The sequence below is a fragment of the Corynebacterium aurimucosum genome (assembly GCF_030408555.1).
In the GTDB taxonomy this organism is placed as follows: Bacteria; Actinomycetota; Actinomycetes; order Mycobacteriales; family Mycobacteriaceae; genus Corynebacterium; species Corynebacterium aurimucosum.
The window spans coordinates 1,469,565-1,492,949 of record NZ_CP047048.1; the positions used below are offsets into that span (position 1 = coordinate 1,469,565).

A 23,385-nucleotide genomic window follows, 5' to 3' on the forward strand; every position below is an offset into this window, starting at 1 on the left:
TTGACGCTGGGCACTTTGTCCCAGCGCGATGACACTGAAACCGCCTTGCGCCACGACTTGGATTTAGCTCAACAACGTGAAGACATCGCCGCAGATATTCACGATCTCCTCGGTCATACCCTCACGGCTATTAATCTCAAGTCAGAAGTAGCCCGCCGCCTGATCGACCATGATCCGTCGACAGCAGCCGCCGAGCTCGAGGAAATTAGCGCTCTTTCAAGGCTGTCCCTTGCAGAGGTCCGCTCGACAGTTACACGGATGAAGAACCCCACTTTTGCCGGTGAGATCCAGGCGGCCCGCCGCATCTTGGACACTGCCGGAATCACAACCCACCTTCCCGATACATTTACGCAGCCCCAGTCACATGAGGATCTTTTCTCCTGGGCACTGCGGGAACTCACCACCAATGTGGTGCGGCATTCTGGTGCCACGGAGTGCTGGGTAACCCTAGACGAAAACTCCTTGCAAGTGACGGATAACGGCGGCGGCTTCACGGAGGACGCTAAGCAGGCGCTTGCCGCCGGCCTCACAGGCCTTGCTGGCCTTCGCCGCCGTGCTGACGACGCGGGCGGCGACCTCATAATCCGGCGTAGCGACGGCTTAACCTCTGTCCTCTTGACTCTTGAAAACACCACCGAGGTAAAGGAGTTTCAGCAGCCATGACAGTTTCGATCCGAGTTCTTATCGCCGAAGACCAGTCACTGGTCCGCGGAGCGCTCACTGCACTGCTCAACACCGAACCGGACATAGAAGTCGTAGCGGACTGCGCTTCCGGGACAGAGGTCGCTGCACTCGTCGCTAAGCACAGCGTTGACGTGGCTCTACTGGATATTGAAATGCCCGGCATGAACGGCATCGATGCGGCACAAACTATCGCAGATACTGGCTGCCGCAGCCTTATCGTCACCACATTCGGGCGCTCTGGTTACGTCAAGCGTGCGCTCCAGGCAGGTGTCGATGGCTTTCTGGTCAAAGACACCCCGCCCGACGAACTCGCTGATGCCATCCGCCGAGTCCATTCCGGTATGCGAGTCATCGATCCGCAGCTTGCTCAAGATATTCTCTTCTCCCCCGACAATCCTTTGAGCGAAAGAGAAGTAGAGGTCTGTCGCCTACTGCTGCGTGGGCTCGGCTCCGCCGACATCGCTTCACAGCTTCACCTCAGCGGCGGGACCGTGCGCAACCACGTCTCCGCAATTATGGCGAAGACGCGGGCAGCAAATCGCTTCGAAGCCGCACGGCGAGCCGAAGCTAATGGCTGGATTTAGGAGGGACTTAGAGCAGGATCTGCGCGAGCACCGAACCGACTACACAGGAGGTAACGACAGAAATAGCGCCGGGGATGATGAACGAGTGGTTGATGACGAATTTGCCGATGTGTGTCGTACCGGTTCGGTCGAAGCCAATGCAGGCCAAATCGGAGGGGTACGTCGGCAGAATGAAGTAGCCGTAAGCAGCACCGTAGAAGCCCACGATGACCGCTGGGTCAATGCCTAGCTGGAGCCCGATGGGAGCAATAGCTACGAGTGCCGCAGCCTGGGAATTGACCAGCTTAGACACGATAACCAAGACGACAGCGTAGGCCCATGGAGCGGCTTCGACGACGCTGCCAAGGTTGGATTCCAGGGCATCGATGTGGGCTTGGAACAAGGTGTCTGCCATCCAGGCCACGCCGAAGACTGAGAACACTGCGGTCATACCAGCTTTAAAGACAGGAGTTGAGGCGATCTTCGCCGGTTCCACCTTGCAGCTCAGCAAAATGATGGCGCCGGCCACCAGCATATTCATCTGGATGACCAGGTTCATTGGGTATAATGCCAGCGTAACGGCCATACTGTTAAGAGAGCCGCACCGCCCCAACAGCAATCAGAAAGTCAACTAACCAGACATCTCATCGGCGTTGACGGCGCTCGCGCACGCGCACCGCGATGCGCACAGGCGAGCCATGGAATCCGAAGCGCTCGCGGAACTTGCGCTCCAAGTAACGGCGGTAGCCCGCATCCAGGAAGCCGGTGGTAAACAACACGATGGTCGGCGGCTGCGTGGATGCCTGGGTAGCGAACAGCACGCGCGGGAGGCGGTTATTGTTCATCGGCGGCGGGTTGGCGGCGATTGCCTCGCGCATCCAGTTGTTGAGCTGACCAGTCGACACGCGCTGATCCCAGCTCTCGAGAGCCTCGATCATGGCGGGTTCCAGCTTCTGCAGGGCGCGGCCGGTCTCCGCCGAGATATTCACGCGGGTCACCCACGGCAGGTGCCGCAGGTTCTCATCGATCTCGCGCTCCAAGTAGTAGCGGCGATCCTCATCCACAAGGTCCCACTTATTGAAGGCAATAACCAGAGCCTTACCGGCTTCCAAAATCATATTGAGAACGCGTTGGTCTTGCTCGGAGACTTCCTGGGAGGCATCGATAAGCATGATGCACACCTCGGCCGCGTCGATCACGCCGCGCGTGCGCAGCGAAGCGTAATACTCGTGCCCCTGCGCATTCTTGACCTTCTTGCGCAGGCCCGCAGTGTCGATGAACTTCCATAGCCGCTGATCCAGCTGCACCAAGGAGTCGACCGGGTCGACAGTCGTGCCGGCAGCATTGTCCACGACGGAGCGCTCCTCCGCCGTCAGCTTATTCAGAAGCGAGGACTTACCCACATTTGGCTTGCCCACCAGCGCTACGCGGCGGGGCCCAGAAGTAATCGAAGAATGGCGCGGTTCCTCGGGGAACAAACGCAGAATCTCATCCAAGACGTCGGCGCCACCCCGGCCGTGCTGGGCGGATACCGGCCACGGATCTCCCAAGCCCAGCGCGTAGAACTCGGCCATATCTGCGTACATCGTCTCCGAATCAAACTTGTTCGAGACGAGAATGACCGGAACTTCGGAGCGCTGCAGCTTTCGAGCCATCACAGCATCGGTTTCCGTGATGCCCACCTTGGTGTCCACCACGAACACGATGACATCGGCGGTCTCCATAGCCTGCTCTGCTTGGCGGGCGATGGCAGCGTGGATGCCCTTGACATTCGGATCCCAACCACCGGTGTCCTGAACGAAGAAGCGCTGGCCATTCCAGTCCGCCACGTAGGACACACGGTCACGGGTCACACCAGGATGGTCTTCCACCACTGCTTCACGGCGGCCAAGGAATCGGTTCACCAGGGAAGACTTGCCCACGTTCGGGCGGCCGACCACGGCCACAGTGCAGAGGTTTTCCTCAGTGTGCTCCTCGCCTACTCCGAAGGCATGAGATAGAGCTTCCCATTCCTCCTCGCTCAGTGGGGCATCACCTTCGGTCGGTTCGTCTTGCTCACCGAAATCAGCCTCGCCGAATTCCGAATCATCGAATTCTGACTCGTCAAACTCATAATCGAAGTCCTCGGAATCGAAATCTTTTTGCGCCCAGCCGCCGTGCGGATCGCGCACGACCTCTTCCTCGAGCTTGCCTACCGGGTAATGAAACTCCGTCTCGAATTCTTCCGGCTGCTGCTCGGGATTCAGGTCCGGATTCTGCGGTTCATTAGTCATTCGAGGCCTCCTTTGCAGCAGATTCTTTCACGACGGCGATGAGTGCGTCGAGGACTTCCTCACGGGTCATCTCGGACGTATCGACGAGCACCGCGTCCTCAGCCGGGCGCAACGGCGAGGTGGCGCGGGAGGAATCTGCGGCGTCGCGCCGTTCGACGTCGGCAAGCACGGTGTCAAAATCCGATTCAATGCCGGCGGCGAGGTTCTGGTCGTGGCGGCGCTGCGCGCGGACCTCGGCACTGGCCGTCATATACGCCTTCGCGGGGGCATCCGCGAGAACGACAGTGCCGATGTCACGTCCTTCCACAATCGCGCGGTGGGCCTGTGCCGACAGCTTCCGTTGCAGTTCAACAAGGTTCTGACGTACTTCCGGGATTGCCGATACCGCCGAGACATTGCGGGTGACCTCATCCTCACGGATAACGCGGGAAACGTCTTCACCATCGAAGATAACCTGGGTGGAATCAGGGTCATCGGAGACCTCAAGGGGAAGGTCTGCAGTCGCGGCAATCACCGCTTCAGTATCTGCCGGGTCCACCCCTGCGCGCAGTACAGCCAGAGTAGCTACGCGGTACATGGCCCCAGTGTCGACATACTTCGCCTCAAGCCGCTTGGCCAGCGCACGGCACGTCGTGGACTTACCGGTCCCAGAGGGGCCGTCAACAGCCAAGATGAGGCCTTGATCGGGCATATTTGAAATCATTACATCCCCACCGCCTTGTACAGGCTGGTCAATTCATTGGAGTTAAGAGCACGCAGGGAGCCAGGCTTCATATCGCCCAGCTGTACTGTGTGAAGCTTGGTGCGCACGAGGCGCTGAACTGGGTAGCCGGCTCCCTTCAGCATGCGGCGAACGATGTGCTTGCGCCCCTCGTGCAATTCGACACGCACCAGCGAATAGCCCTGGTTCTTGTCCACGATTTGCACATAGTCTGCCTGTGCCAGGCCATCTTCCAATTCGATGCCCTCACGCAGTTGGCGAACCAACTTCTTATCGGCCTCCCCCAGCACGGTAGCCAGGTAAGTCTTAGAAACCTCGTACTTAGGGTGCATGAGGCGGTTAGCAAGCTCGCCATCATTAGTCAGTAAAAGTAGGCCCTCGGTGTCAGCATCGAGACGCCCGACGTGGAATAGGCGTTGACCTGCCACGACGCGGTCAGCCACGACATCACCCACACAAGGCCGGCCCATGTCATCCGACATGGTGGACTGCATCCCGCGGGGCTTGTTGAGCACGAAGTACTGTGTCTCTTCGTTGACGTTGATGCGGGTGCCATCAACTCGGATGACGTCCTTGTTGGGGTTCACACGGGTGCCCTGCTTGATGATGACCTGGCCGTTAACTTCGACTCGGCCCTCATCGATCAGGATCTCAGCGTGGCGGCGCGAAGCAACGCCGGCCTTGGCCAACACCTTTTGGAGGCGTTCGCCCTGATTCTGGGAATTCTTCTTGCTGTTGGCGCCTACCAGCCAATCCGCGCCTAGGTCTCGCGCGACGGAATCTGCGGTGGCCTTCTTCTTTACATGCTGGTGGCGAGCCGGCTTAGCGTTCGAGACGATCATGTCGCTGTCACGCTTTTTCTTTTCCGGTGTGCCGTCGCGGCGAGCGGGTGGAGTCACGGGAGTGTGTCCTCTCAATAGTTCTTCAATTTGCTGGGCGCGAAAACACGCCTCTGTCCGGCCGCAATCTTACCGCAGAGTATGCCCTTATGAGTAGTCCTCCTCGATCTGCTCGATGTCTGGCAACAGCGGAGCAAGATCCGGAAGGCGCTCAAGAGAATCAATGCCGAGTAGCTCGAGGAAAAGCTCAGTGGTTTCATACTGGTGCGCATGTCCCACAGAGGGCTCAGGGCTTTCTATCTCCCGAATAAGTCCACGCAACAAGAGCGTCCGGACAACTCCATCAACGTTAACGCCGCGAACACCTGCGACTTGAGCTCGGGTTACCGGCTGGCGGTATGCAATGACCGCCAAGGTTTCCAGGGCGGCGCGGGAGAGTTTGGTTTGGGTGCCATCGAGAACAAACTGCTCGACGGCATCTGCGTTCTCTTTACGCGTATAGAAGCGCCACCCCTCAGGTGTCTCGCGCAGGTCGATTCCGGAACCACGCTCGGCCAATTCTCGTTCCACAGCCCGCAAGGTATCGCTGACAACAGTGGGCTCCGCGTCCAACACGCGGGCCAGCTCTTCCACGCTTGCAGGCGAGTCGACGACGAGGAGTATCGACTCGAGGCGTGAGCGCAGCTGCGGGATGAGGGGCAAAGCTCCCTGTCCGCTGGAGGTGGCCGCTTCGCTAGGTGCCGGAGATGACGTGTCGTCCATGTCTCGGTAGCGTACCTTAATCCCAGTTCGCTGCTGCGACTACGGCCGGATCTACGTCGAGTCCAGTCCACGATAGTTCGAGCGGCCCCAAAGATTCCGGCTGGGAAGCATCCACCGCCTTGGCTTTATATAGCTCCAGCAACGCCAGGAAGCGGCCGACGATTTCCATAGAGACAGTACAGTCCCTCGTTAAGGCATCGAAGCTCATCCACTGCCCCGTACCCAGCAGCTTGAGCGTAGTGAGGATCTTTCCGGCCTGCTCCGGCACGGAAACGGCAACTTGGTGGATGTGCCCCGTCGCGACCTCCTCCGGCGGTTTAGGCCGGAAAACACCTGCGGCCAGCTCTGCGAAGCTCGCTGGAGTGTGCCCAAGCTTCACCGGCGGGAGGAGATCACTAAAGCGTTCCTCCATGGCCACCGCCCGCGGATAGCGCCGCTGGGCAGCACGTTGCCACTGCGCGAACTGGTCGGCGACTTGTTTATAGGCCTTATACTGAAGCAGACGCGCGAAAAGAAGATCGCGGGTCTCCAAAAGCTCTAGGTCCTCCAAGTCATCAACCTCGCCGCGCGGTAACAAACGCGCCGCCTTCAGGTCCAGGAGTGTGGCGGCGATAAGGAGGAACTCCGTAGTCTCATCCAAGTCCGCAGTTTCTCCCAGTGCACGTGTATAAGCCACGAATTCGTCAGTAACTTCAGACAGCGCCACTTCCGTAACGTCCAGCTTCTTTGCCTGAATCAGCTGGAGCAGCAGATCAAAAGGGCCCTCGAAGTTGCCCAGCGCGATGCGAAAGCCGGTGATCTCCGGTTGGGTCATAGTAGGCGGCTAGCCGTTAGCCCGCTCAATGACCTCTTTAGCTAGGTCGCGGTACTGCTTGGCCGCCTGGGAGCTCGGGGCCCACGTAGTAATGGGCTCGCCGGCGACAGATGTCTCAGGGAAACGCACGGTGCGGGTAATCACCGTATCGAACACCTTGTCACCGAAGTACTCCACCACACGGTCCATGACCTCGCGCGCGTGACGGGTGCGGCGATCAAACATGGTGACCAGAATGCCCATGATCTCGAGGTCAAAATTGATTCGGTCAGCCACCTTCTCCACAGTATCGGTCAACAAGGCGAGACCACGCAGGGAGAAGAACTCACATTCCATAGGAATGATGACGCCCTGCGAACAGGCCAAGGCGTTGACGGTCAGCAGGCCCAGGGAGGGCTGACAGTCAATGATGATGAAGTCATAGTCCTTGCGCACAGGGCGCAGCGCGCGGGCCAGAGTGTGCTCGCGGCCTACCTCGTTGACCATCTGGATCTCCGCGGCGGACAAGTCGATGTTGGCTGGAACAAGGTCGAGCCCAGCCACACCGGTATGCACAATCGCCGAGTGCACCGAGACCTCGCTGTCAAGCATGACGTCATAGATGGTGTCCTGGATCTGGTCGTGAGTCAGGCCTAGACCAGCCGAAAGAGCACCCTGAGGATCCAAGTCAACGAGGAGGACTTTACGCCCGAGCTCCGCCAAACATGCGCCCATGTTAATGGTGGACGTGGTCTTTCCCACGCCACCCTTCTGGTTGCACATGGAGATAATCGTCGCGGGACCATGCTTTTCCAACGGCTCTGGTTCCGGAAGCTCCCGCAGTGGGCGGCCGGTCAACCCGACCTGTGCTTCTGAGGCCTCAAACAGTCCCTCGTCGCTCACAGTCACACCTGCTTCCTTGACCTTACGGCCTCTCTGCGGCCTTTCCGCTTCGACACTGCAGCCCCGACCGGCGCTACATTCTTACATCTTTGTGATTATAGGGTACCCCTTGGGTGCCCGCGCCGCGATTATAGCTAGCACAAACCACAGAATAAACCCTGCAGCCTAGATTAAGAAAGCTCTTCCTTCGATGTCGAACGGCGCCTCTTCACGACAAACCCGACGATGAGAGCGATGATCCCGATGCCCACAATGCCCGCTGCGAGAGCGCCAGCTCCCACTTTCGAGCTATTCTGATCCTCGCTGTCAGACTCGTTAGCGCCATCAGAATCGAGCTGCTGCTCCGGCGGTACCTCACCAGCGTTCTCACGAGTCGGATCCGTAAGCGTCACTACCAGCTCCGCGGACTGAGTGTCCTTATTAAAGAACTGCATGATGAAAGGATTGTCAGGCTCCGTACCTTCTGGATAGGTCAACGTCATTGTGCGCGAGCCTTTATCAATCTCGCGCTTCACGCCTTCCACAAACTCGCCCTCCGCATTGAGGTAGCGCAGCGTGACGCCGTCATCCTCGAGATGCTTGAAGCGGTTGTACAGATCTAGAGCCTGCTTGAAGCCAAGCTTGGCGGTAATTGTCTGTCCGTCGATCGTGGATTCCAGGTTGACATAAGCCGCGTGGGAATCATCGACACCCTCCCAGCCGCGGCCAGTGCGCGGAGGACGCGCTTGGCCTTTTCCACCGCCATCCGTGGCAGGTGCCGAGCCGCCGGTGGCAGGAGCATTTCCGCCTTCTTTTTCATCTCCGCCTGTGACACCCTGTGGATCTCCGTTATCCCCAAGACTATCCGCACCACCTGGGTTCTGCTGTCCCCCTCCGAGGCTGTCCGGATCACCACTTTCAGCCGCGTCATTGAGTTCCTCGGCAGTTACCTCAGCATCTGCCACGAGCACGATAGTCATGGTCACGCCCTGGTAGGTAACCGGAACACTGATTTGTCCTCCAGCTGCCGGCGCGGTCACCGTTGCCGTACCACCAGAAGCGCTCACATTCCACCCATCGGAGGCCACGTTGACATCGACAGGCACAGGCAAGGAGACGGTTGTCGTCTGACCAGCCGGCACCGGGATGGTGGCATCTTGCGCGTGCGCAACCGCCGACCCAATCCCAGTTATTCCACCCTTCCCGCTCACGGGGCCGGCGACGATACCGGACAGCGGGGCTACGGTGATCGCGAAGGCCAGAGCCATCCCGCGATAAGCTCGGGAGAAAGATGCGGTTGAAGCCATAAGAATCCTTTTCATTGGTAGACGTCGTGATGATTCTAGGTGCCTTTAGGCACGTGGGTGCGCAGTGCGCCATACTTCGCGGAGCGAATCCGCGGTCACGTGCGTGTAAATCTGTGTTGTCGTCACGGAAGAATGTCCCAAGAGCTCCTGCACGGTACGTACATCCGCCCCGCCTTCTAGCAGGTGGGTAGCAAAGGAATGCCGCAAAGTGTGCGGAGAAATTTTAGTGCTCAAGTGTGCGCGCTGCGCTGCGGTCTTGATCGCGGCCCAGGCGCTTTGCCGTGACAAAGCCCTTCCCCGAGTGTTGAGGAATAAGGCGTGGGAGGCCCCCGTAGCCAAAACCGGTCGGGCACGCACCAGGTAGTTCTCCACCGCTTTCACCGCATGCGAGCCCAGCGGAACCAGGCGCTGCTTATCGCCCTTGCCGCTCAGCAGGAGAATATCGCGCACCGACGTCGGTCCCTCACCCGTCACATCATCCACACTCAGCGAAATCACTTCGGAAATACGGGCGCCCGTTCCATACAGCATTTCCAAAAGGGCGCGATCCCGAATATCAATGGGTGTTGCGGATTCATTGGTGGGGATAGCGTTGAGAAGAGCCTCGACGTCGTGCACGCTGAGTGTCTCTGGCAACGCTTGCGCCCGCTTGGGCGGGGTCACTTCCGCAGCCACATTCTCCTCAATCATCCCCTCCGCTAGCGCAAACTTGTGCAAGCCGCGCGCCACAATCAGTGCGCGGCTAGCAGAGGACTGCGCCAAAGATTCTCGGAGAAAAACGAGGTAGTTTTCCACGTGCGCGCGGGTCACCCGGCGCAGATCCGTGATGCCGGATTCCGCGAGCCAATCAACGTAGCGATTGATATCTCGGCGGTAGTTGCTCACCGTATTCTTTGAGGCACCTTTTTCCACCATGAGGTGCATCAACCACGCTTGTCCAGCAGCTGCGGCGGGGCTTGACTGCGTCACAGCTTCTTCAGATCCGGTCCGGGGCGCCGTTGCGCTAGGGATTGCGGGCGCAGCTCGAAGGGCGCTTCGACCGAGCGCGCTGTGCGTCCCTCTTGCACGCAGGCATAAGCTGCGAGAATTCCCGCCACCGCAATCGAGTTCACGATCTCCCCCGCGAGGATTCGCTCGACGGCCTCTGCGAGGGGCACCCAGGCGAAATCCATGTCGGCTTCTTCATCGCCTTCGGCTGCGAGCTTCTCCACGGGGGACAGGCCACGCGCTAAGAAGACGCGCACGGCTTCCTCACAGAAGCCCGGGGAGGTCACCAGATCGGTCAACACTGCCCATTCCTCGGCGGCTAACCCGGCCTCCTCCTGGAGTTCGCGTTGCGCGCCGCTGAGCTCATCTTCATCCTTGACGTCGAGCAATCCGGCTGGTAGCTCCCACAGGCGCTTGGCGACGCTATGGCGGTACTGCTGCACCATGGCGACCCGGTTGTTCTCATCCAAGGCCACAACGGCGACAGCGCCGAGGTGCTCTACAATCTCGCGTTGCGCTACGACCTCCCCTGGCATGATGACGTCATCGCGACGTACGGCGATGATGGGGGCGTCGACAAGCATCTCGCTACCTACCGTGCGAAAATCGTGGGTCATCTAGAGGTCCTTCGGTAGTGCCGGAGCTGCGCCTTCAGCATTCGCCGCAGAACCGTAGACGCCCTTACCGCCATCCAGCTGTTCCTTCACCGCCAGGACTGTCGCCATCTGGGACACTGGGTGATCGATAGAATCCACAGTGCTGATTCCTGTCTTGGCGGCACGCAGCTTATCCAATACTCCATCATCGCCGGCAGATTGCACGCGACCGGCATAGACCATAGCGGTGTCTACGGAATCAAAACCTTCGAGGAATTTGACGGTGGTATCGATAGCGTACTTCTTGGCAGGGCTGTCCTCATCATCCCCTGGGACCAAGCCGCCGCCCACGACAACGACTGCTTGGGCTGGAAGAATAGTCCCGTCTTTGTAGTCGATATAGCCGGCATCGCGCAAGGCACGAAGCAAGGTGGCCCGGTCCTCAACGCTGGCAAGAGGCTGGGTGGTTTTAGCATCCATCAGCAGGCCCGCGGCGAGAGCTTGGCCGGAATGAGTACCGGCGTCGACTTTCTTTTTGTCGAGCTTCGCGCCGGCCGGCAAGGTAGAGGTGACGAGGGACAGGAGCTTGTCTGCCGAATCTTGGGCAAGGAATTTATCGGTCAGCTTGATGCTTCCGGCATCGGTGGAATCCGCCGAGCCCAGCAGATCCTTCACAGCCTTAACATCGGCATCATCAGCATCGGGCATGCTCAGCACCATGACGGGGCGCTGGACTAGGGTTCCATCGACTACGAAACGGCCGAGTTCGCCCATGACGGAATCCGCAGAGTCCAGCTGAGCCTCTGCAATTTTATTGTCCAGTACCAGCTCGCTGTACTTTTCCCGCACCTCATCTGTGGATTCACCGCCGGGGCCAGGGGCAGAATCCATGTTGGGGGCAATCACCAATGTGCCAAGTGCAATGCCTAGTGCTGCGCCGAAACCGAGCCCGGCAACGACGAGGGATTTAGGAGACATCATCATTTGAACCACCCCTGCACGCTCAGTGCGAAGTTATTCCAGGTATCGATCAAGTTCTGGAGGAAGGATTCATCGCCACCCAAGCCGACGATCAGAATAACCACAGCAAGCGCCACGAGAATGCCGAGCAGCGCCCACAGCCACCCCATAGCGCCGGAATTCGGCGCAGTATAGAGGTTAATAACAGCGTCCGCATCCACGAGGCGCGTTCCTGCCTTCATGTGGCACAGCAAGGCTGCCGGCGTAGCATTCGGCTCATTGGCGAAGATGTCATCGAGGTCGAGAGCTCCCCCTACCTGCACAATCATCTGGGCTTCGTGGTAGTCCGCTAACAGAAGGGCAAGGTCGGTGGCTGAGTCCGTAGCTGCTGGGAAAGTCATCGCCCCGATCCCCAGATCCTGAATGCGCTCGAGCCCTTCAGCGGTTCCGTCTGGCTCAGCGGGAAGAATGACCTGGGCGCCGCTGCGCAAGGTTTCCGAGCTCACCTCGGAGGGATTTCCCACGATGAAGTGAGGCTGGTAGCCCAGCTCTACCAACGTATCGGCTGCAGAATCCACGCCGATGATGATGGGTTCATACTCGCGGATGAAATTACGCAGAAGTGTTAGCTTCTTACGGTGTTCCTCGGAGGGCGAGACCACGAGTACTTTACGGCCAGCCATGTCGGAACCCGCATCGGGTACGCCTAGGCCGTCGATGAGCAGCGGGCCCTCGGAGTGAATGAACTCGATGGAGTTGCCGAAATATGCCTCCATGTGATCGATGAGTTCCTGTTGAGCAGAAGCGAAATTCTTCTCCGCCCGGTCACGAGTAACTACCGTTCCGGAGGACAACTGGGTATCGCCAGAATAAATCGCTCCGTCCTCAGTAAGTCGAGCCTTCTTTCCATCCTTGAAGTTACTCACGAAGTCTTGACCGACGCCTTCAACGAGGGTGACATCGGCGTCGAGAAGCATATGCGGGCCATAGTTCGGGATAGAACCAGTGGAAAACTCGGCGACGTTGATAACGGCGGCCGGCTTCATGTCCACGAGGGTCTGGGCCTCTTGGCGGGAAATATTGGCGGCGTTGATGACGGCGAAGTCACCGGCGCTAAACTTCTTCATGCCCTTGCCACCCGGGGTGCAATCACGCAGCGCGCCGTGTTCTCCAGGCAGATCGGTGTTACGGGAAAACAGACTCATGCCTGACAGTTTCCCCTGTTAGGCGCTCAATGTGTGGAAGGCGCGCGGAAAGTCTCCACTTCTGCTTGAGCTCTATCGAAAAGCTCCTGAGCGTGCGCGCGACCGGTCTCGGTGTCATCGAGACCAGCGAGCATACGAGCGAGCTCCTCGACGCGCTCCTCAGGGGTCAAATCCGCCACGCCTGACGTGAACTTCTCTTTGGACACATGCAGGTGCGAATCTGCATAGGCAGCTACCTGGGGCAGGTGGGTAACGCAGATGACCTGGTTGGTAGTCGAAAGCCGTGCTAGGCGACGCCCAATTTCCACCGCCGCACGCCCTCCGACGCCGGCATCCACCTCATCGAAGACCAGCGTGGTGCCGTCGCCACTGGCCAGGACCACCTCCATAGCCAGCATGACGCGGGAAAGCTCTCCTCCCGAGGCCGCGGAAGCTAGCGGCTTGCCGTTGAGTTGGAACTCAACCTCATCCGCGCCAGTTTTGGAATATTTGGCCTTCTTTACGGCGACCGTCAAGGTGGAGTTTGGCATGGCCAAGCCGTGGATCTCTTCGGAGACCTGGGTGCCCAGTTTCTTCGCTGCCTTAATACGGGCAGCAGTGAGTGCTTCTGCCTTGGCCACCATCGTCTTTTCGGCCTCCATTACGTCCTTCTTCAAGGCTTCGAGGGCCTCCGTGGAGGTATCTAAGGTCGCAAGTTTCGCTTCAGCGGCGTCCCGCCAGGCCAAAACTCCATCGATGTCAGCGGCATACTTGCGCGTGAGGAGCTTAAGCTCCTGCTGACGTTGCAGAGATTCCTCAAGGAGGTTGGGATCCGCGGGCAGATCGCTTAAATACGTGGTGAGCTCGGCAGCGATATCGGTCAGCTGCGCGGTGACTTCACCCAACCGCTCTCCTAGCCGGGTCAGCTCGGCATCGCTCGCCCCATTTAGTGCCGATTCAGCTGCGCCGACAAGGTTGACAGCAGTGTCCTCATCACCAAAACCTTCTCCACCGTCCACAGCGCTCAGAGCAGTAGCTGCGCCTTCACGCAAAGCATCGACGTCCTGCAAACGCTTAATCAGGGTCACGAGCTCAGCATCCTCACCAGGCTCCGGCTCGAGATCAGAAATCTCCTTGATGGCAAACTGCAAGCGGTCCACCTCTTGGGCCATCTCACGACGGGACTCCATCCGGTGCTGGTAGTCCTTGGCCAATGCGCGCCACTTCCTAAAAGCCTCGGTATACGCAATACGGAACTTCTCGATGGAAGGCTCGAAGCGATCGATGGCGGCCAACTGTTGATCAGCCGACAGCAAGCGCAGCTGGTCATTTTGCCCATGCACAGTGATGAGGTGGGAAGCGAATTCCCCCAATGTCGCCGCCGGTACTGAACGCCCACCCAGGTACGCGCGTGAGCGTCCCGCCGCAGACACCGTGCGGGAGGCGATATACTCACCGTTTTCATCCGGCTCTCCCCCTGCGTCCTCGACCAACGCCGCCACAGCCAGTGAATCGGAGGAAAAATGACCTTCCACAGCCGCCTTCGCGGCCCCATCGCGCACGCGTGATGCATCAGCGCGACCGCCAGCCAGCAGGCGCAGTCCAGTCACAACCATGGTCTTACCGGCGCCAGTTTCACCGGTAAGCACGGTAAGACCCTGCGAAAGCTCCGCAGCGGAGCTTTCGATAACGCCGAGGTCAGAGATGCTGATATCTACGAGCACAGTGCGGTATCTTCCTTCCTGAAAACGCGCTAAGGCAGTTAATGCCGCGGTCCGCGCCAGCCTTCCACGGGAAGGCGGAGCTTGGACACGAGGCGGTCGGTGAAGGGCTGCTGGTCCAAGCGAACCCAGCGCACGGGCCTTTCACCACGCACGACTTCCACGCGCGAACCCGGCGGCATAGAAATCTCACGGAAACCATCGAGGATTACCACGGCCGGAGTCGTAGCCGAGGCCGATTCGACCGCCACCTGCGAATCCGGAGAAACTACGAGTGGTTTAGTAAACAGTGCATGCGCATTGTTCGGAACTACCAGGATGGCATCGAGAGAGGGCCACAAGACGGGACCACCCGCTGAAAAGGCATAGGCCGTAGACCCCGTCGGAGTGGAGATAAGAACACCATCACACCCAAAAGCTGAGACTGGGCGCCCATCTACCTCGAGGATGGCATCGAGGACCCCCGAGCGGTTGAGGTTCTCAATGGAGGCCTCATTGAGCGCCCAACTACGCTCCCGCAGCTCGCCTTCCGAATCAAAGACGCTCACGTCGATGGTCAAGCGGTCTTCGACGTCATAGGACTGCTCGATGACGCGCACAAGCGCACGGTCTAGGGACTCCGCTTCCCATTCTGCGAGGAAGCCCACGTGCCCCAGATTGATGCCTAGGACGGGGACGTCTACTGCGCGTGCCATGTCGGCAGCGCGCAAGAACGTGCCATCACCACCGAGCACGAGGACTAACTCACAGCCTTCGGCTGCCGCCGGGGTATGCCGCACGTGCTGCAGCCCAGGGAGAACGGTGTCCGCTCCGCAGACACGTACCTTGATGCCAGCCTCCTGCAGCAGCTCTGCTGCACGGTGTGTGGCAGCGAGGTTGTCCTCGCGGCTAGCGTGCGGGACAAGAAGAATTTCGCGGCGAGTGGCGCCCTCCGCGGCACTAGTCCTGCTCACTGGGGTCCTTCCTTGATTGCCGTGTCGATGAGTACATCCAGCTTATCTTCTGGGGTGGACAAGCCATCCTTGACCAACCACAGGAAGTATTCAACATTGCCGCTTGGTCCAGGTAGTGGGGATGCCGCCACGCCTTTGACGCTCAACCCGAGCTCTTGGGCGAAGACAGCCACGTCCTTAGTCACTTCCGCGCGAAGCTCAGGCGAGCGCACTACTCCGCCCGCCCCAATCCGGTCCTTTCCTACTTCAAACTGAGGCTTGACCATGGGTAATAACCATGCGCCATCAGCCATGCATTCTACGATTGCCGGAAGTACCAGCTTTAGGGAGATGAACGAAAGGTCACCCACCATAGCGTCGCAAGGCCCATTCGTCTGTTCAAGAGTCAGGTTGCGAATATTGGTGCGGTCAAGCACAGTAACGCGCTCATCATTCTGCAAGCGCCACAATAGCTGTCCATAGCCCACGTCAACAGAAAGCACTTCTGCGGCACCGTGGTGCAAACAGACATCAGTAAAACCGCCGGTGGACGCCCCCGCGTCCAAGACACGCTTGCCCTTGAGGTCCACGTCGAAAGCCGCGAGCGCACCGAGGAGCTTGTGCGCACCACGCGACGCCCAATCATCACCCTCGCTGGCTTCGACCTTAATCGACACCTCAGGCTCGACCACTGTCGCGGGTTTCGTAGCCTTGAAGCCCCCAACCGTCACCCGACCAGCCTTGATCATCTCAACGGCTTGTTCTCGTGAGCGCGCAATCTTGCGGCGCACCAATTCTGCGTCAAGGCGGCGACGTTGCGGTGGCATGATTAGGTCCTCTTTCCCCTAGATTCCTTGGCGATTCGCGCTAATTATCTTGGAGCGCATCGCGCAACACGGTATGAGCGCGGTCCAGCTGGGCTAGCTCTTCCTCAAGAGTCTCTGTCGGCTCGGTGAGAATCTCGGTGATGGACGCATTGAGGGTCTCTGGAGCCAACACTGCGCGTGGGTCATGGGGTTTTACTGCCATGTGGATACTACCCTCTCCGCGGCTTCGCTCCGCGGCTGAATGTAGCGCGGAGGCTCAGAGCCTGCCCAGGCTACTTCCAAAACGGTACGCAGTGCCTCGACCGACGTAGACTTCTCGTTACCGCCTTGCAGAACGATGTCATAGCCGTCAAAACGTGCTCTAAACCCGCCCTGGGCGCCCGGACGCGCTTGCGCTTCCGACAAGGAAAGCTCGTGGAATCCGGCACCAATGAAATTCGGACGCTCCTCCGGTGTTGCTTCAATGAGCGCCAGCTCACGAGACACGCCTGTCAGCACGTGGAAGGTATCCATGGCCGCATTGTTGCCGCCGACGATATCGGTGTCTAGACGGTCACCGACAGCCAGGGGTTTGGTCGACCCCACCAGCTTGGCCGCCTGCGTAAACATAGCGGGCTCCGGTTTGCCTGCAGAAATAGGTTCAACACCGGTGGTCGAAACAACGGCCGCGACGAGCGAGCCATTACCCACAGCCATTCCGCGCTCCGTCGGCAGCGACGTATCCAGGTTCGAGGCATAGTATTTGGCACCTTGATTGATGGCGAGCGCACCTTCAGAGAGCTGCTCCCACCCCACAGACTTATCCATGCCCTGCAGCACGGCGGCAGGCCGATCATCGGCGCTGTCGACGACGATGAAACCTGCGTCCCGCGCGAGCGCGCGGAAGGAGTCTGCGCCAATAACAAGGACCTTCGCGCGCGCGGGCAGATCCTCGCGCGCGATCTTTATTACAGCTTGCGCTGAGGTGACAACGCGATTGGCATCAGCGTCCAGCCCGATCTCTCCGAGCATGTCTGCCACGGTCTGGGGGCTACGCGACGCATTGTTCGTCACATACACCGCGGGAATGCCACAGGAGTTAATAACGTCAACGACGCATTGAAGGGCCTGTCCGCCTTCCCACACGGTCCCGTCAAGATCCAATAGCAACGAATCGTGAGTTTTGAGAATACTCATTATTTACACTCGGCCAGACGCTCCACAGCGTCGGTCCAGTCCCCTTCGTCAATCTCGATAGCATGCTGGAACCATTCCCGTGCCTCATCCTTACGGCCGGCCTCCAGCAACGCATTCGCATAGGCATAAGCAAGACGGCACGCGGAGACACCCTTGGCGTCCTTCGTGGGCTGCGCACGTTGAATCGTGACCACAGCGGAGTCTGCTTGGTCCATGTCCAGCCGCGCGCCCGCAGCGACAATGGCCAATTCGATAGCGTCCTCCGGGGCGAGTTCCTTAGCGTCCTCGCTACGCCACAGCTCGACAGCCTTCTCTGGGCGGCCGAGACCGCGCTCGCAGTCAGCCATCACCGCCATCAGACCTGGACCACCAGAAATACGGCGTGCAGCGCGCAGCTCTGCGAGAGCTTCCTTCCACTCACCTGCACGATAAGCGGCGATACCGTTCATCTCTCGAGCAACCGAGACACGACCGGCACGATCCTTCGCTGCGCGCGCATGGCGAAGCGACAGCTGTGGATCATCATCAAGCCAGGTTGCCGCCATGATGAGGTGCTTAGCCACAGCTTCAGAGTTCTCCTTCGATAGCGAGGAGAGGTCCTGCAGAACTGAAGGATCGAGATCAGTGATATCGATATCAGAAGGCAGATCCGGGTCCGTCATGCGGCGGTTGATACGCTCCTCACGGTAGCCCGAACGTTGCGGATGAGAGGCCTTGTTCTTATCACGACCGTGCCTCTTAGGACTATTGCGGCGAGGGTTAGCACCATCGCGGCCGCCTCGACGCTCATCGCGACGATCACCGCGACGCTCTTGACGACGCCCCGATGCGCCGCCACGCTTTTCAAACTTCCGGCCACCAGAGCGGCTGTTTCCCCGGTTGCTTTCCGAGAAACCTTCGCGGCCACGCTCGTGGTCGCGGGAGTTAGATTCAGACATTAAATCCATGCACTTTCTGCGGTAGACGCGTCCGTATGTACCGAACCAGTCTACAGGTCAGCTTCGCAAAACCGGCAATACACTGGCTGGTAGGCGAAACGGGCCGCAACCACCGTTACACGTCTAAGACTCAGGAAAACCAAAAAGCATCCAGCCTCTCCAGTGGCCAACCATGCCGCACGCGGTCCAAGCCAGCAGCCACCTGGGAAGCGGAGAGTCCATGTTCCGCGCTTCCGTGCTCCAATGGCTTGCCGCGGACGACAGCCCAGAATGTCCAGCCATTATTGTGAATCGCGTCAAGCCGAAGACCCTTCCGGTCCCGCGCCAAGACTGCGCCTTCCTCAATCATTCGGTCTGGGCTCAGACCTTCCACCAACACCTTGAGCATCCGGGATTCGCCGCTCGGCGCCACGACAAGAGCTTTTGCGGTATAAAACTGACCCTTCTTTCCAGTATTTCCGCTCTTGCTGTCGTAGAAAAAGCTGCCGAGGAGGACTGGATAAAAGTCGATCCAGCCTTTCTTCCAAGCCTTATTAATCCTAAAGGCCAACAGCATATGCCGGGCCACGAGGAAAAAGAGGTAAAGCAACAACCCGCCAAGGAGAAGCGCCAATAGCCCTGGAACTTGCATGCTATTCAAGAGCAAGCCAAAGAACAAGATAAAACTTGCTATCAAGGCTATCGCCCCGAAAAAGACCAGTCCATCGCGAATAGCGCGCATCTGAGGAACTCGCGCCTCGGACTCGAAAACGGGACAAAGGTTATAGGGAGAGGGACTATCGTTCTCTCTGCAATAGGGTACGGACTTCAGATCGCTGAGGAAGACTGGGTTATAAGAATGCCTAAAAAGACTCGGCGATTGTGGAAACCTCATCGCTAGCTCCTCAACGACCCCTCAGGACGAAGTGTGTACACGGACATCATTCTAGTTCGTGAGCGTGATAAAGGGGACCTGACCCCTGTTAGGTAGACACCTGATATCCAGCCCTGTTGGGTTGGGAAGAAAGGTAATCTACCACCATGCCTAGGTACTCCGAACAGTTCAAACGTGATGCTGTGGCCCTCTACGAAAACAATGAGGACCTCTCACTTCACGCGGCTTCAGCAGAGCTAGGAATCAATCGTTCCTCACTTTATTCCTGGCTTAAGCAGTACGGCACCGGCAAGCGTGTCCGCACAAAAAGCATGCGCGACAAGGCACAGGCGACGACTGATTCTGAGCGGATCCGCCAGTGAGACAAAAGAAGTCTCTAAGCTTCGTGAAGAACGCGACATCCTGCGCAAGGCCGCGAAATATTTTGCTTAAAGAGACACGCTGGTAATCCGCTTCCAGTTTGTCTATGACCATCGAACCGAGTACTCGGTCAAGCGGATGTGCCACGTGTTAAAGCTCAATCGCTCCTCGTTCTACAAATGGGTCAACACCCGCGAAAAACGCAGGTTAAAGATGTGTTCGGATGCTCTTATTGGTGCACGAATCAAGAGCATCTTCGATGATGAGCACGGGCTTTATGGTGCTAAACGCATCGCTGCAAGCCTTAAAGCCGATACGGACTTTCCTCCGATCAATCACAAGAAGGTCGCACGCATTATGAAATCCATGGGGCTAAAAGGCTTTACTAAACAACGTCGATGTGTCACTACCAGGCGCAAGCCTGGTCATCGAGTCATGCCAGATTTAGTAGGCCGCAAATTCACCGCTGATAAGCCGAACCAGGTGTATGTAGGCCCAGGTCCGCAACACAAAAGTGCAGACTTGGAAGTGCAGACTTCCTGTTCGCGGAAGGAAGTTTTGCGGGTGGCGGCTTTCGTGACCCTTGGCGGAATCAAGCGGTGGATGCGCCACGCTTGAATAGTTCGTTAAGTATTTCACGTGGGGTTGCGCCGCCGAGGATTTGTCGGGGTGTTTCGTTGAGCTCATTTTGTACCCACGCGACATGTTCGGGTGTGACGGTGGCAAAGTCGGTGCCTTTTTTGTAGAACCGGCGCCTGATCTCGCCGTTGGTGTTCTCGTTGGTTGGTCTCTGCCACGGTGAGTGCGGGTCGCAGAAAAACACCTGGCAGCCGTCTTTGATCTGGACCTGTGCTGTGACAGCCATTTCTGCCCCTTGGTCCCATGTGATGGTTTTTAGCTGCTCGATGTTGAGGTCTTTGACCATGTCCTGCAAGGTTGCGACCACGGTTTGTGAACTGTGCTCATCGGGGAGGTGTCCAAGCAGGGTGTAGCGGCTGGTGCGCTCTACTAGGGTAATCAGTGCGCTTTTGCCGCCTTTACCAATGACAAGGTCGCCCTCCCAGTGCCCGGGGATAGCCCTGTCATCAGCTTCCGGGTTGCGGTGGGTGATCTCAGCACCTTTGATCCAAGGGCGACCGGTTAACACGCCAGCGTTTCGGGCACGACTCTTGCGTGTTGCGCCGCCGCGGATAAGTACGTCTTTAGTCTTCATGACTTCTTCAAGCTCGGCTCGCAGGCTGCCTTTACCTTGAATGTATAAGGCACTGTAGATCGCTTCGTGGGAAATACGCATGCTTTCATCATCGCTGAAAGCATGCTCAAGCCATGCACTAATGCGCCCAGGTGACCACCTGCGGGCAAGGCAATCGATCACTACACCCCGAAGCGTTGGGCTTTCATCGAGCTTGCGTAGTTTTGGCCGCACCATCCGACCAGCAGTAGAAACAGCAGCGTTGTGGGCGTTATACCGCAGCTGCTCTGTGCCGTCCTCATCGATAATCTTCCAACCATTACGGGTGATTTCACGGGCGACGACACTGTGGTGCCTATTTATTTTCTGTGCGATAGCACGTGCCGAATCACCGACACGACATCCCGCTTCAATAGCAACACGGTCTTCAACAGTAAGCCTGCGACCACGCCCTACTAAGGCGTGTTTGTCGAATACGCCGCTAGGAAATCCATCAATGGCTTGAGCTTTCATCGGTGCTGGCATAACAGTATCTTTACCCAGCTTCTTGCCGGTATCTGGCATAGACACCACCGCCTCATCAGGCGTTCGACGGTGTCGCTGCCGGCGTAATTCCGCATACCGTTGCTTCCTTATCCACTGATACACCGTGGAAGGATGCACACCGACCGCATCAGCCACCGTCTGACAGCTCTCACCAGCAAGCACTCGCTCCACGGCCTGGACACGTTCATCAGGTGACAAGCGGGCGCGTCTAGGCCGTACTTCGATTACACCAGCTTTCTTTAACCTACTGTGAAGCACGCCAGTCGATAATCCAACAGTCTGTGCTGCTTGATTGATCGACATACCTGCACACACCAACCCAACGGCCTCACGGACAAACGGATCACGCAGACGACTCGCACGCCTGCCAGGAGGTTCGACACCTCTTACCCTCAACCATCCGTAAACAGTTTCAGGGCCCACACCGACATCACGCGCGACCAGGCTAACTGCCTCGCCCGCAGCCACTCGCTCAACAGCAGCATCCTTAACATCCTTCGGAGTCCAACGCGTCACAACTACCTCCCGGTCGAAGTGGCGCATTCACCCCTTGACAGCACGCTTGGTGTCTGTACTTTCGGGTCTGTATTTTTGGGTGTCTTTGGCCGTGGGGTTCAGTCGGCTGCTAGCGCAGCACCGTAGATGGTTTAAAGGTGGACCTGACCCCTGTTAGGTAGACACCTGATATCCAGCCCTGTTGGGTTGGGAAGAAAGGTAATCTACCACCATGCCTAGGTACTCCGAACAGTTCAAACGTGATGCTGTGGCCCTCTACGAAAACAATGAGGACCTCTCACTTCACGCGGCTTCAGCAGAGCTAGGAATCAATCGTTCCTCACTTTATTCCTGGCTTAAGCAGTACGGCACCGGCAAGCGTGTCCGCACAAAAAGCATGCGCGACAAGGCACAGGCGACGACTGATTCTGAGCGGATCCGCCAGTGAGACAAAAGAAGTCTCTAAGCTTCGTGAAGAACGCGACATCCTGCGCAAGGCCGCGAAATATTTTGCTTAAAGAGACACGCTGGTAATCCGCTTCCAGTTTGTCTATGACCATCGAACCGAGTACTCGGTCAAGCGGATGTGCCACGTGTTAAAGCTCAATCGCTCCTCGTTCTACAAATGGGTCAACACCCGCGAAAAACGCAGGTTAAAGATGTGTTCGGATGCTCTTATTGGTGCACGAATCAAGAGCATCTTCGATGATGAGCACGGGCTTTATGGTGCTAAACGCATCGCTGCAAGCCTTAAAGCCGATACGGACTTTCCTCCGATCAATCACAAGAAGGTCGCACGCATTATGAAATCCATGGGGCTAAAAGGCTTTACTAAACAACGTCGATGTGTCACTACCAGGCGCAAGCCTGGTCATCGAGTCATGCCAGATTTAGTAGGCCGCAAATTCACCGCTGATAAGCCGAACCAGGTGTATGTAGGCGATATCACCTACCTGCCGTGTAAGGGAGGCAAGAACATGTACCTTGCCACAGTCATCGACGTCTACTCGCGCAAACTTGTCGGTCATGCGCTCGCCGATCACATGCGGGTATCGCTGGTTATCGAAGCTTTGTCCCATGCCAGCAAGGTTCGCGGAAGCCTTAAAGGGGTAATTTTCCATTCTGATCATGGCAGTGTGTACACCTCACAGGCTTTTCAAGACCACTGCACCCAACTTGGTGTTCGCCAATCCATGGGAGCAGTGGGAACGAGTGCCGATAATGCCCTGGCAGAATCGTTTAACGCCACTTTAAAGCGTGAAGTTCTGCGAGATAGGAAAGTTTTTGACAATCCCATCATCTGCCGCCAAGAAGTCTTCCGATGGTGCATGCGCTACAACACGCGCAGACGGCACTCCTGGTGCAACCTTCTAGCCCCCGATGACTTCGAAGCACTCACATCAGCTACACTGACCCAAGCAGCATAGCTAACCCCCGACGTGTCTACTTTCCGGGGGTCAGGCCCAGGTGCCATCAACGGGTTAATGCTGGGCCCGCCCCCTCTTTTGTTGTTGTGGGGGGACGGTGAAAACCGCAAAACGAAAAGAGAGAGACCGTTGAAACAGTAGTGTTTCAACGGTCTCTCTTTGTTGTGTATTGAGTTGTTTGTTTTGTTTGGTGTCGGCGGTTTCTTACTCTCCCACAACCTCCCGGTTGCAGTACCATCAGCGTTAGCAGGCTTAGCTTCCGGGTTCGGAATGGGTCCGGGCGTTTCCCTGCTGCTATAGGCCACCGACAAACACTCGAGGCAATCTGATGCCTGGTTGGGTGTGT

The 23,385-nt window shown here is 57.9% G+C and carries 22 protein-coding genes, 1 rRNA gene and 4 pseudogenes; 5 read left to right on the top strand and 22 right to left on the bottom strand.

Annotation, left to right across the window (positions count from 1 at the left end; translation table 11 throughout):
• Entirely contained in the window at nt 1-663 is a 663-nt protein-coding gene (locus tag CAURIM_RS06890; protein ID WP_236659266.1) for a sensor histidine kinase, read from the top strand.
• Nucleotides 660-1,268, top strand: coding sequence for a response regulator transcription factor (locus CAURIM_RS06895; protein WP_070445109.1), 609 nt, complete (start codon nt 660-662; stop codon nt 1,266-1,268). The genes CAURIM_RS06890 and CAURIM_RS06895 overlap by 4 nt, the downstream gene beginning before the upstream one ends.
• A 7-nt stretch (nt 1,269-1,275) precedes the next feature.
• Here CAURIM_RS06895 and CAURIM_RS06900 read toward each other — a convergent pair.
• The 19 genes and pseudogenes from CAURIM_RS06900 to CAURIM_RS06990 all read right to left on the bottom strand — a co-directional run.
• A pseudogene (locus CAURIM_RS06900) lies at nt 1,276-1,806 on the bottom strand (anaerobic C4-dicarboxylate transporter family protein); the annotation flags it as partial.
• Nucleotides 1,807-1,891: 85 nt separating this feature from the next.
• Nucleotides 1,892-3,520: a ribosome biogenesis GTPase Der gene (gene der / locus CAURIM_RS06905; RefSeq protein ID WP_201828173.1), complete on the bottom strand. Its 1,629-nt coding sequence runs from the start codon at nt 3,518-3,520 to the stop codon at nt 1,892-1,894.
• Nucleotides 3,513-4,223 (bottom strand): (d)CMP kinase, encoded by a 711-nt coding sequence (gene cmk / locus CAURIM_RS06910; protein ID WP_070445103.1) that lies wholly within the window; start codon nt 4,221-4,223, stop codon nt 3,513-3,515. The genes der and cmk overlap by 8 nt, the downstream gene beginning before the upstream one ends.
• Nucleotides 4,223-5,140, bottom strand: coding sequence for a pseudouridine synthase (locus CAURIM_RS06915; protein WP_201828171.1), 918 nt, complete (start codon nt 5,138-5,140; stop codon nt 4,223-4,225). The genes cmk and CAURIM_RS06915 overlap by 1 nt, the downstream gene beginning before the upstream one ends.
• Nucleotides 5,141-5,227: 87 nt before the next feature.
• Complete coding sequence (scpB, locus tag CAURIM_RS06920) at nt 5,228-5,842, bottom strand: SMC-Scp complex subunit ScpB (RefSeq protein WP_070711842.1); 615 nt, start codon at nt 5,840-5,842, stop codon at nt 5,228-5,230.
• A 16-nt stretch (nt 5,843-5,858) separates the two neighbouring features.
• Nucleotides 5,859-6,656: a segregation and condensation protein A gene (locus tag CAURIM_RS06925; RefSeq protein WP_070445094.1), complete on the bottom strand. Its 798-nt coding sequence runs from the start codon at nt 6,654-6,656 to the stop codon at nt 5,859-5,861.
• A gap of 9 nt (nt 6,657-6,665) precedes the next feature.
• On the bottom strand, nt 6,666-7,544 hold the full coding sequence (locus CAURIM_RS06930) for a ParA family protein (protein WP_201828169.1): 879 nt from the start codon (nt 7,542-7,544) through the stop codon (nt 6,666-6,668).
• Between the two features lie 164 nt (nt 7,545-7,708).
• A complete protein-coding gene (locus tag CAURIM_RS06935; protein ID WP_201828167.1) occupies nt 7,709-8,824 on the bottom strand; it encodes a hypothetical protein in 1,116 nt (371 codons plus the stop codon).
• Between the two features lie 45 nt (nt 8,825-8,869).
• Nucleotides 8,870-9,748, bottom strand: coding sequence for a site-specific tyrosine recombinase XerD (xerD, locus tag CAURIM_RS06940; RefSeq protein WP_070730062.1), 879 nt, complete (start codon nt 9,746-9,748; stop codon nt 8,870-8,872).
• A gap of 41 nt (nt 9,749-9,789) precedes the next feature.
• Nucleotides 9,790-10,428 (bottom strand): NUDIX domain-containing protein, encoded by a 639-nt coding sequence (locus tag CAURIM_RS06945; RefSeq protein WP_201828165.1) that lies wholly within the window; start codon nt 10,426-10,428, stop codon nt 9,790-9,792.
• Nucleotides 10,429-11,391, bottom strand: a complete 963-nt coding sequence (locus CAURIM_RS06950; RefSeq protein WP_236659265.1) for a copper transporter — start codon at nt 11,389-11,391, stop codon at nt 10,429-10,431. It abuts the gene before it with no gap.
• Nucleotides 11,388-12,572 carry a putative cytokinetic ring protein SteA gene (steA, locus tag CAURIM_RS06955; RefSeq protein ID WP_070445078.1) on the bottom strand — a complete coding sequence of 395 codons (1,185 nt, stop codon included), beginning with the start codon at nt 12,570-12,572 and terminating at the stop codon, nt 11,388-11,390. The genes CAURIM_RS06950 and steA overlap by 4 nt, the downstream gene beginning before the upstream one ends.
• 26 nt (nt 12,573-12,598) lie before the next feature.
• Nucleotides 12,599-14,275, bottom strand: a complete 1,677-nt coding sequence (recN, locus tag CAURIM_RS06960; RefSeq protein WP_201828163.1) for a DNA repair protein RecN — start codon at nt 14,273-14,275, stop codon at nt 12,599-12,601.
• Between the two features lie 38 nt (nt 14,276-14,313).
• Nucleotides 14,314-15,225: an NAD kinase gene (locus tag CAURIM_RS06965; RefSeq protein WP_201828161.1), complete on the bottom strand. Its 912-nt coding sequence runs from the start codon at nt 15,223-15,225 to the stop codon at nt 14,314-14,316.
• Nucleotides 15,222-16,031 (bottom strand): TlyA family RNA methyltransferase, encoded by an 810-nt coding sequence (locus CAURIM_RS06970; RefSeq protein ID WP_070711830.1) that lies wholly within the window; start codon nt 16,029-16,031, stop codon nt 15,222-15,224. The genes CAURIM_RS06965 and CAURIM_RS06970 overlap by 4 nt, the downstream gene beginning before the upstream one ends.
• Nucleotides 16,032-16,071: 40 nt before the next feature.
• Nucleotides 16,072-16,233, bottom strand: a complete 162-nt coding sequence (locus CAURIM_RS06975) for a hypothetical protein (RefSeq protein WP_168165683.1) — start codon at nt 16,231-16,233, stop codon at nt 16,072-16,074.
• Nucleotides 16,224-17,207, bottom strand: coding sequence for an HAD-IIA family hydrolase (locus CAURIM_RS06980; protein ID WP_201828159.1), 984 nt, complete (start codon nt 17,205-17,207; stop codon nt 16,224-16,226). The genes CAURIM_RS06975 and CAURIM_RS06980 overlap by 10 nt, the downstream gene beginning before the upstream one ends.
• Nucleotides 17,207-18,145, bottom strand: a complete 939-nt coding sequence (locus CAURIM_RS06985; RefSeq protein WP_408909947.1) for a tetratricopeptide repeat protein — start codon at nt 18,143-18,145, stop codon at nt 17,207-17,209. The genes CAURIM_RS06980 and CAURIM_RS06985 overlap by 1 nt, the downstream gene beginning before the upstream one ends.
• Before the next feature lie 130 nt (nt 18,146-18,275).
• Entirely contained in the window at nt 18,276-18,866 is a 591-nt protein-coding gene (locus tag CAURIM_RS06990) for a hypothetical protein (RefSeq protein ID WP_236659264.1), read from the bottom strand.
• 299 nt (nt 18,867-19,165) lie between these two features.
• Here CAURIM_RS06990 and CAURIM_RS06995 point away from each other — a divergent pair, with 299 nt between their 5' ends.
• Nucleotides 19,166-19,381 carry a transposase gene (locus tag CAURIM_RS06995; RefSeq protein ID WP_201828155.1) on the top strand — a complete coding sequence of 72 codons (216 nt, stop codon included), beginning with the start codon at nt 19,166-19,168 and terminating at the stop codon, nt 19,379-19,381.
• A gap of 136 nt (nt 19,382-19,517) precedes the next feature.
• Nucleotides 19,518-19,997, top strand: a complete 480-nt coding sequence (locus CAURIM_RS07000) for an IS3 family transposase (protein ID WP_201828153.1) — start codon at nt 19,518-19,520, stop codon at nt 19,995-19,997.
• On the opposite strand, the pseudogene CAURIM_RS07005 reads toward CAURIM_RS07000, so the two are convergent.
• Nucleotides 19,972-21,191 (bottom strand): annotated as a pseudogene (locus CAURIM_RS07005) (IS30 family transposase). The gene CAURIM_RS07000 and the pseudogene CAURIM_RS07005 sit on opposite strands and share 26 nt — an antisense overlap.
• Before the next feature lie 19 nt (nt 21,192-21,210).
• Nucleotides 21,211-21,660 (bottom strand): annotated as a pseudogene (locus CAURIM_RS12910) (helix-turn-helix domain-containing protein); the annotation flags it as partial.
• A gap of 184 nt (nt 21,661-21,844) precedes the next feature.
• On the opposite strand from CAURIM_RS12910, the pseudogene CAURIM_RS07015 reads away from it, so the two are divergent.
• A pseudogene (locus CAURIM_RS07015) lies at nt 21,845-23,039 on the top strand (IS3 family transposase).
• A gap of 191 nt (nt 23,040-23,230) precedes the next feature.
• Here CAURIM_RS07015 and rrf read toward each other — a convergent pair.
• Nucleotides 23,231-23,348: ribosomal RNA gene (rrf, locus tag CAURIM_RS07020) — 5S ribosomal RNA — on the bottom strand.
• Between the last annotated feature and the right edge of the window lie 37 nt (nt 23,349-23,385).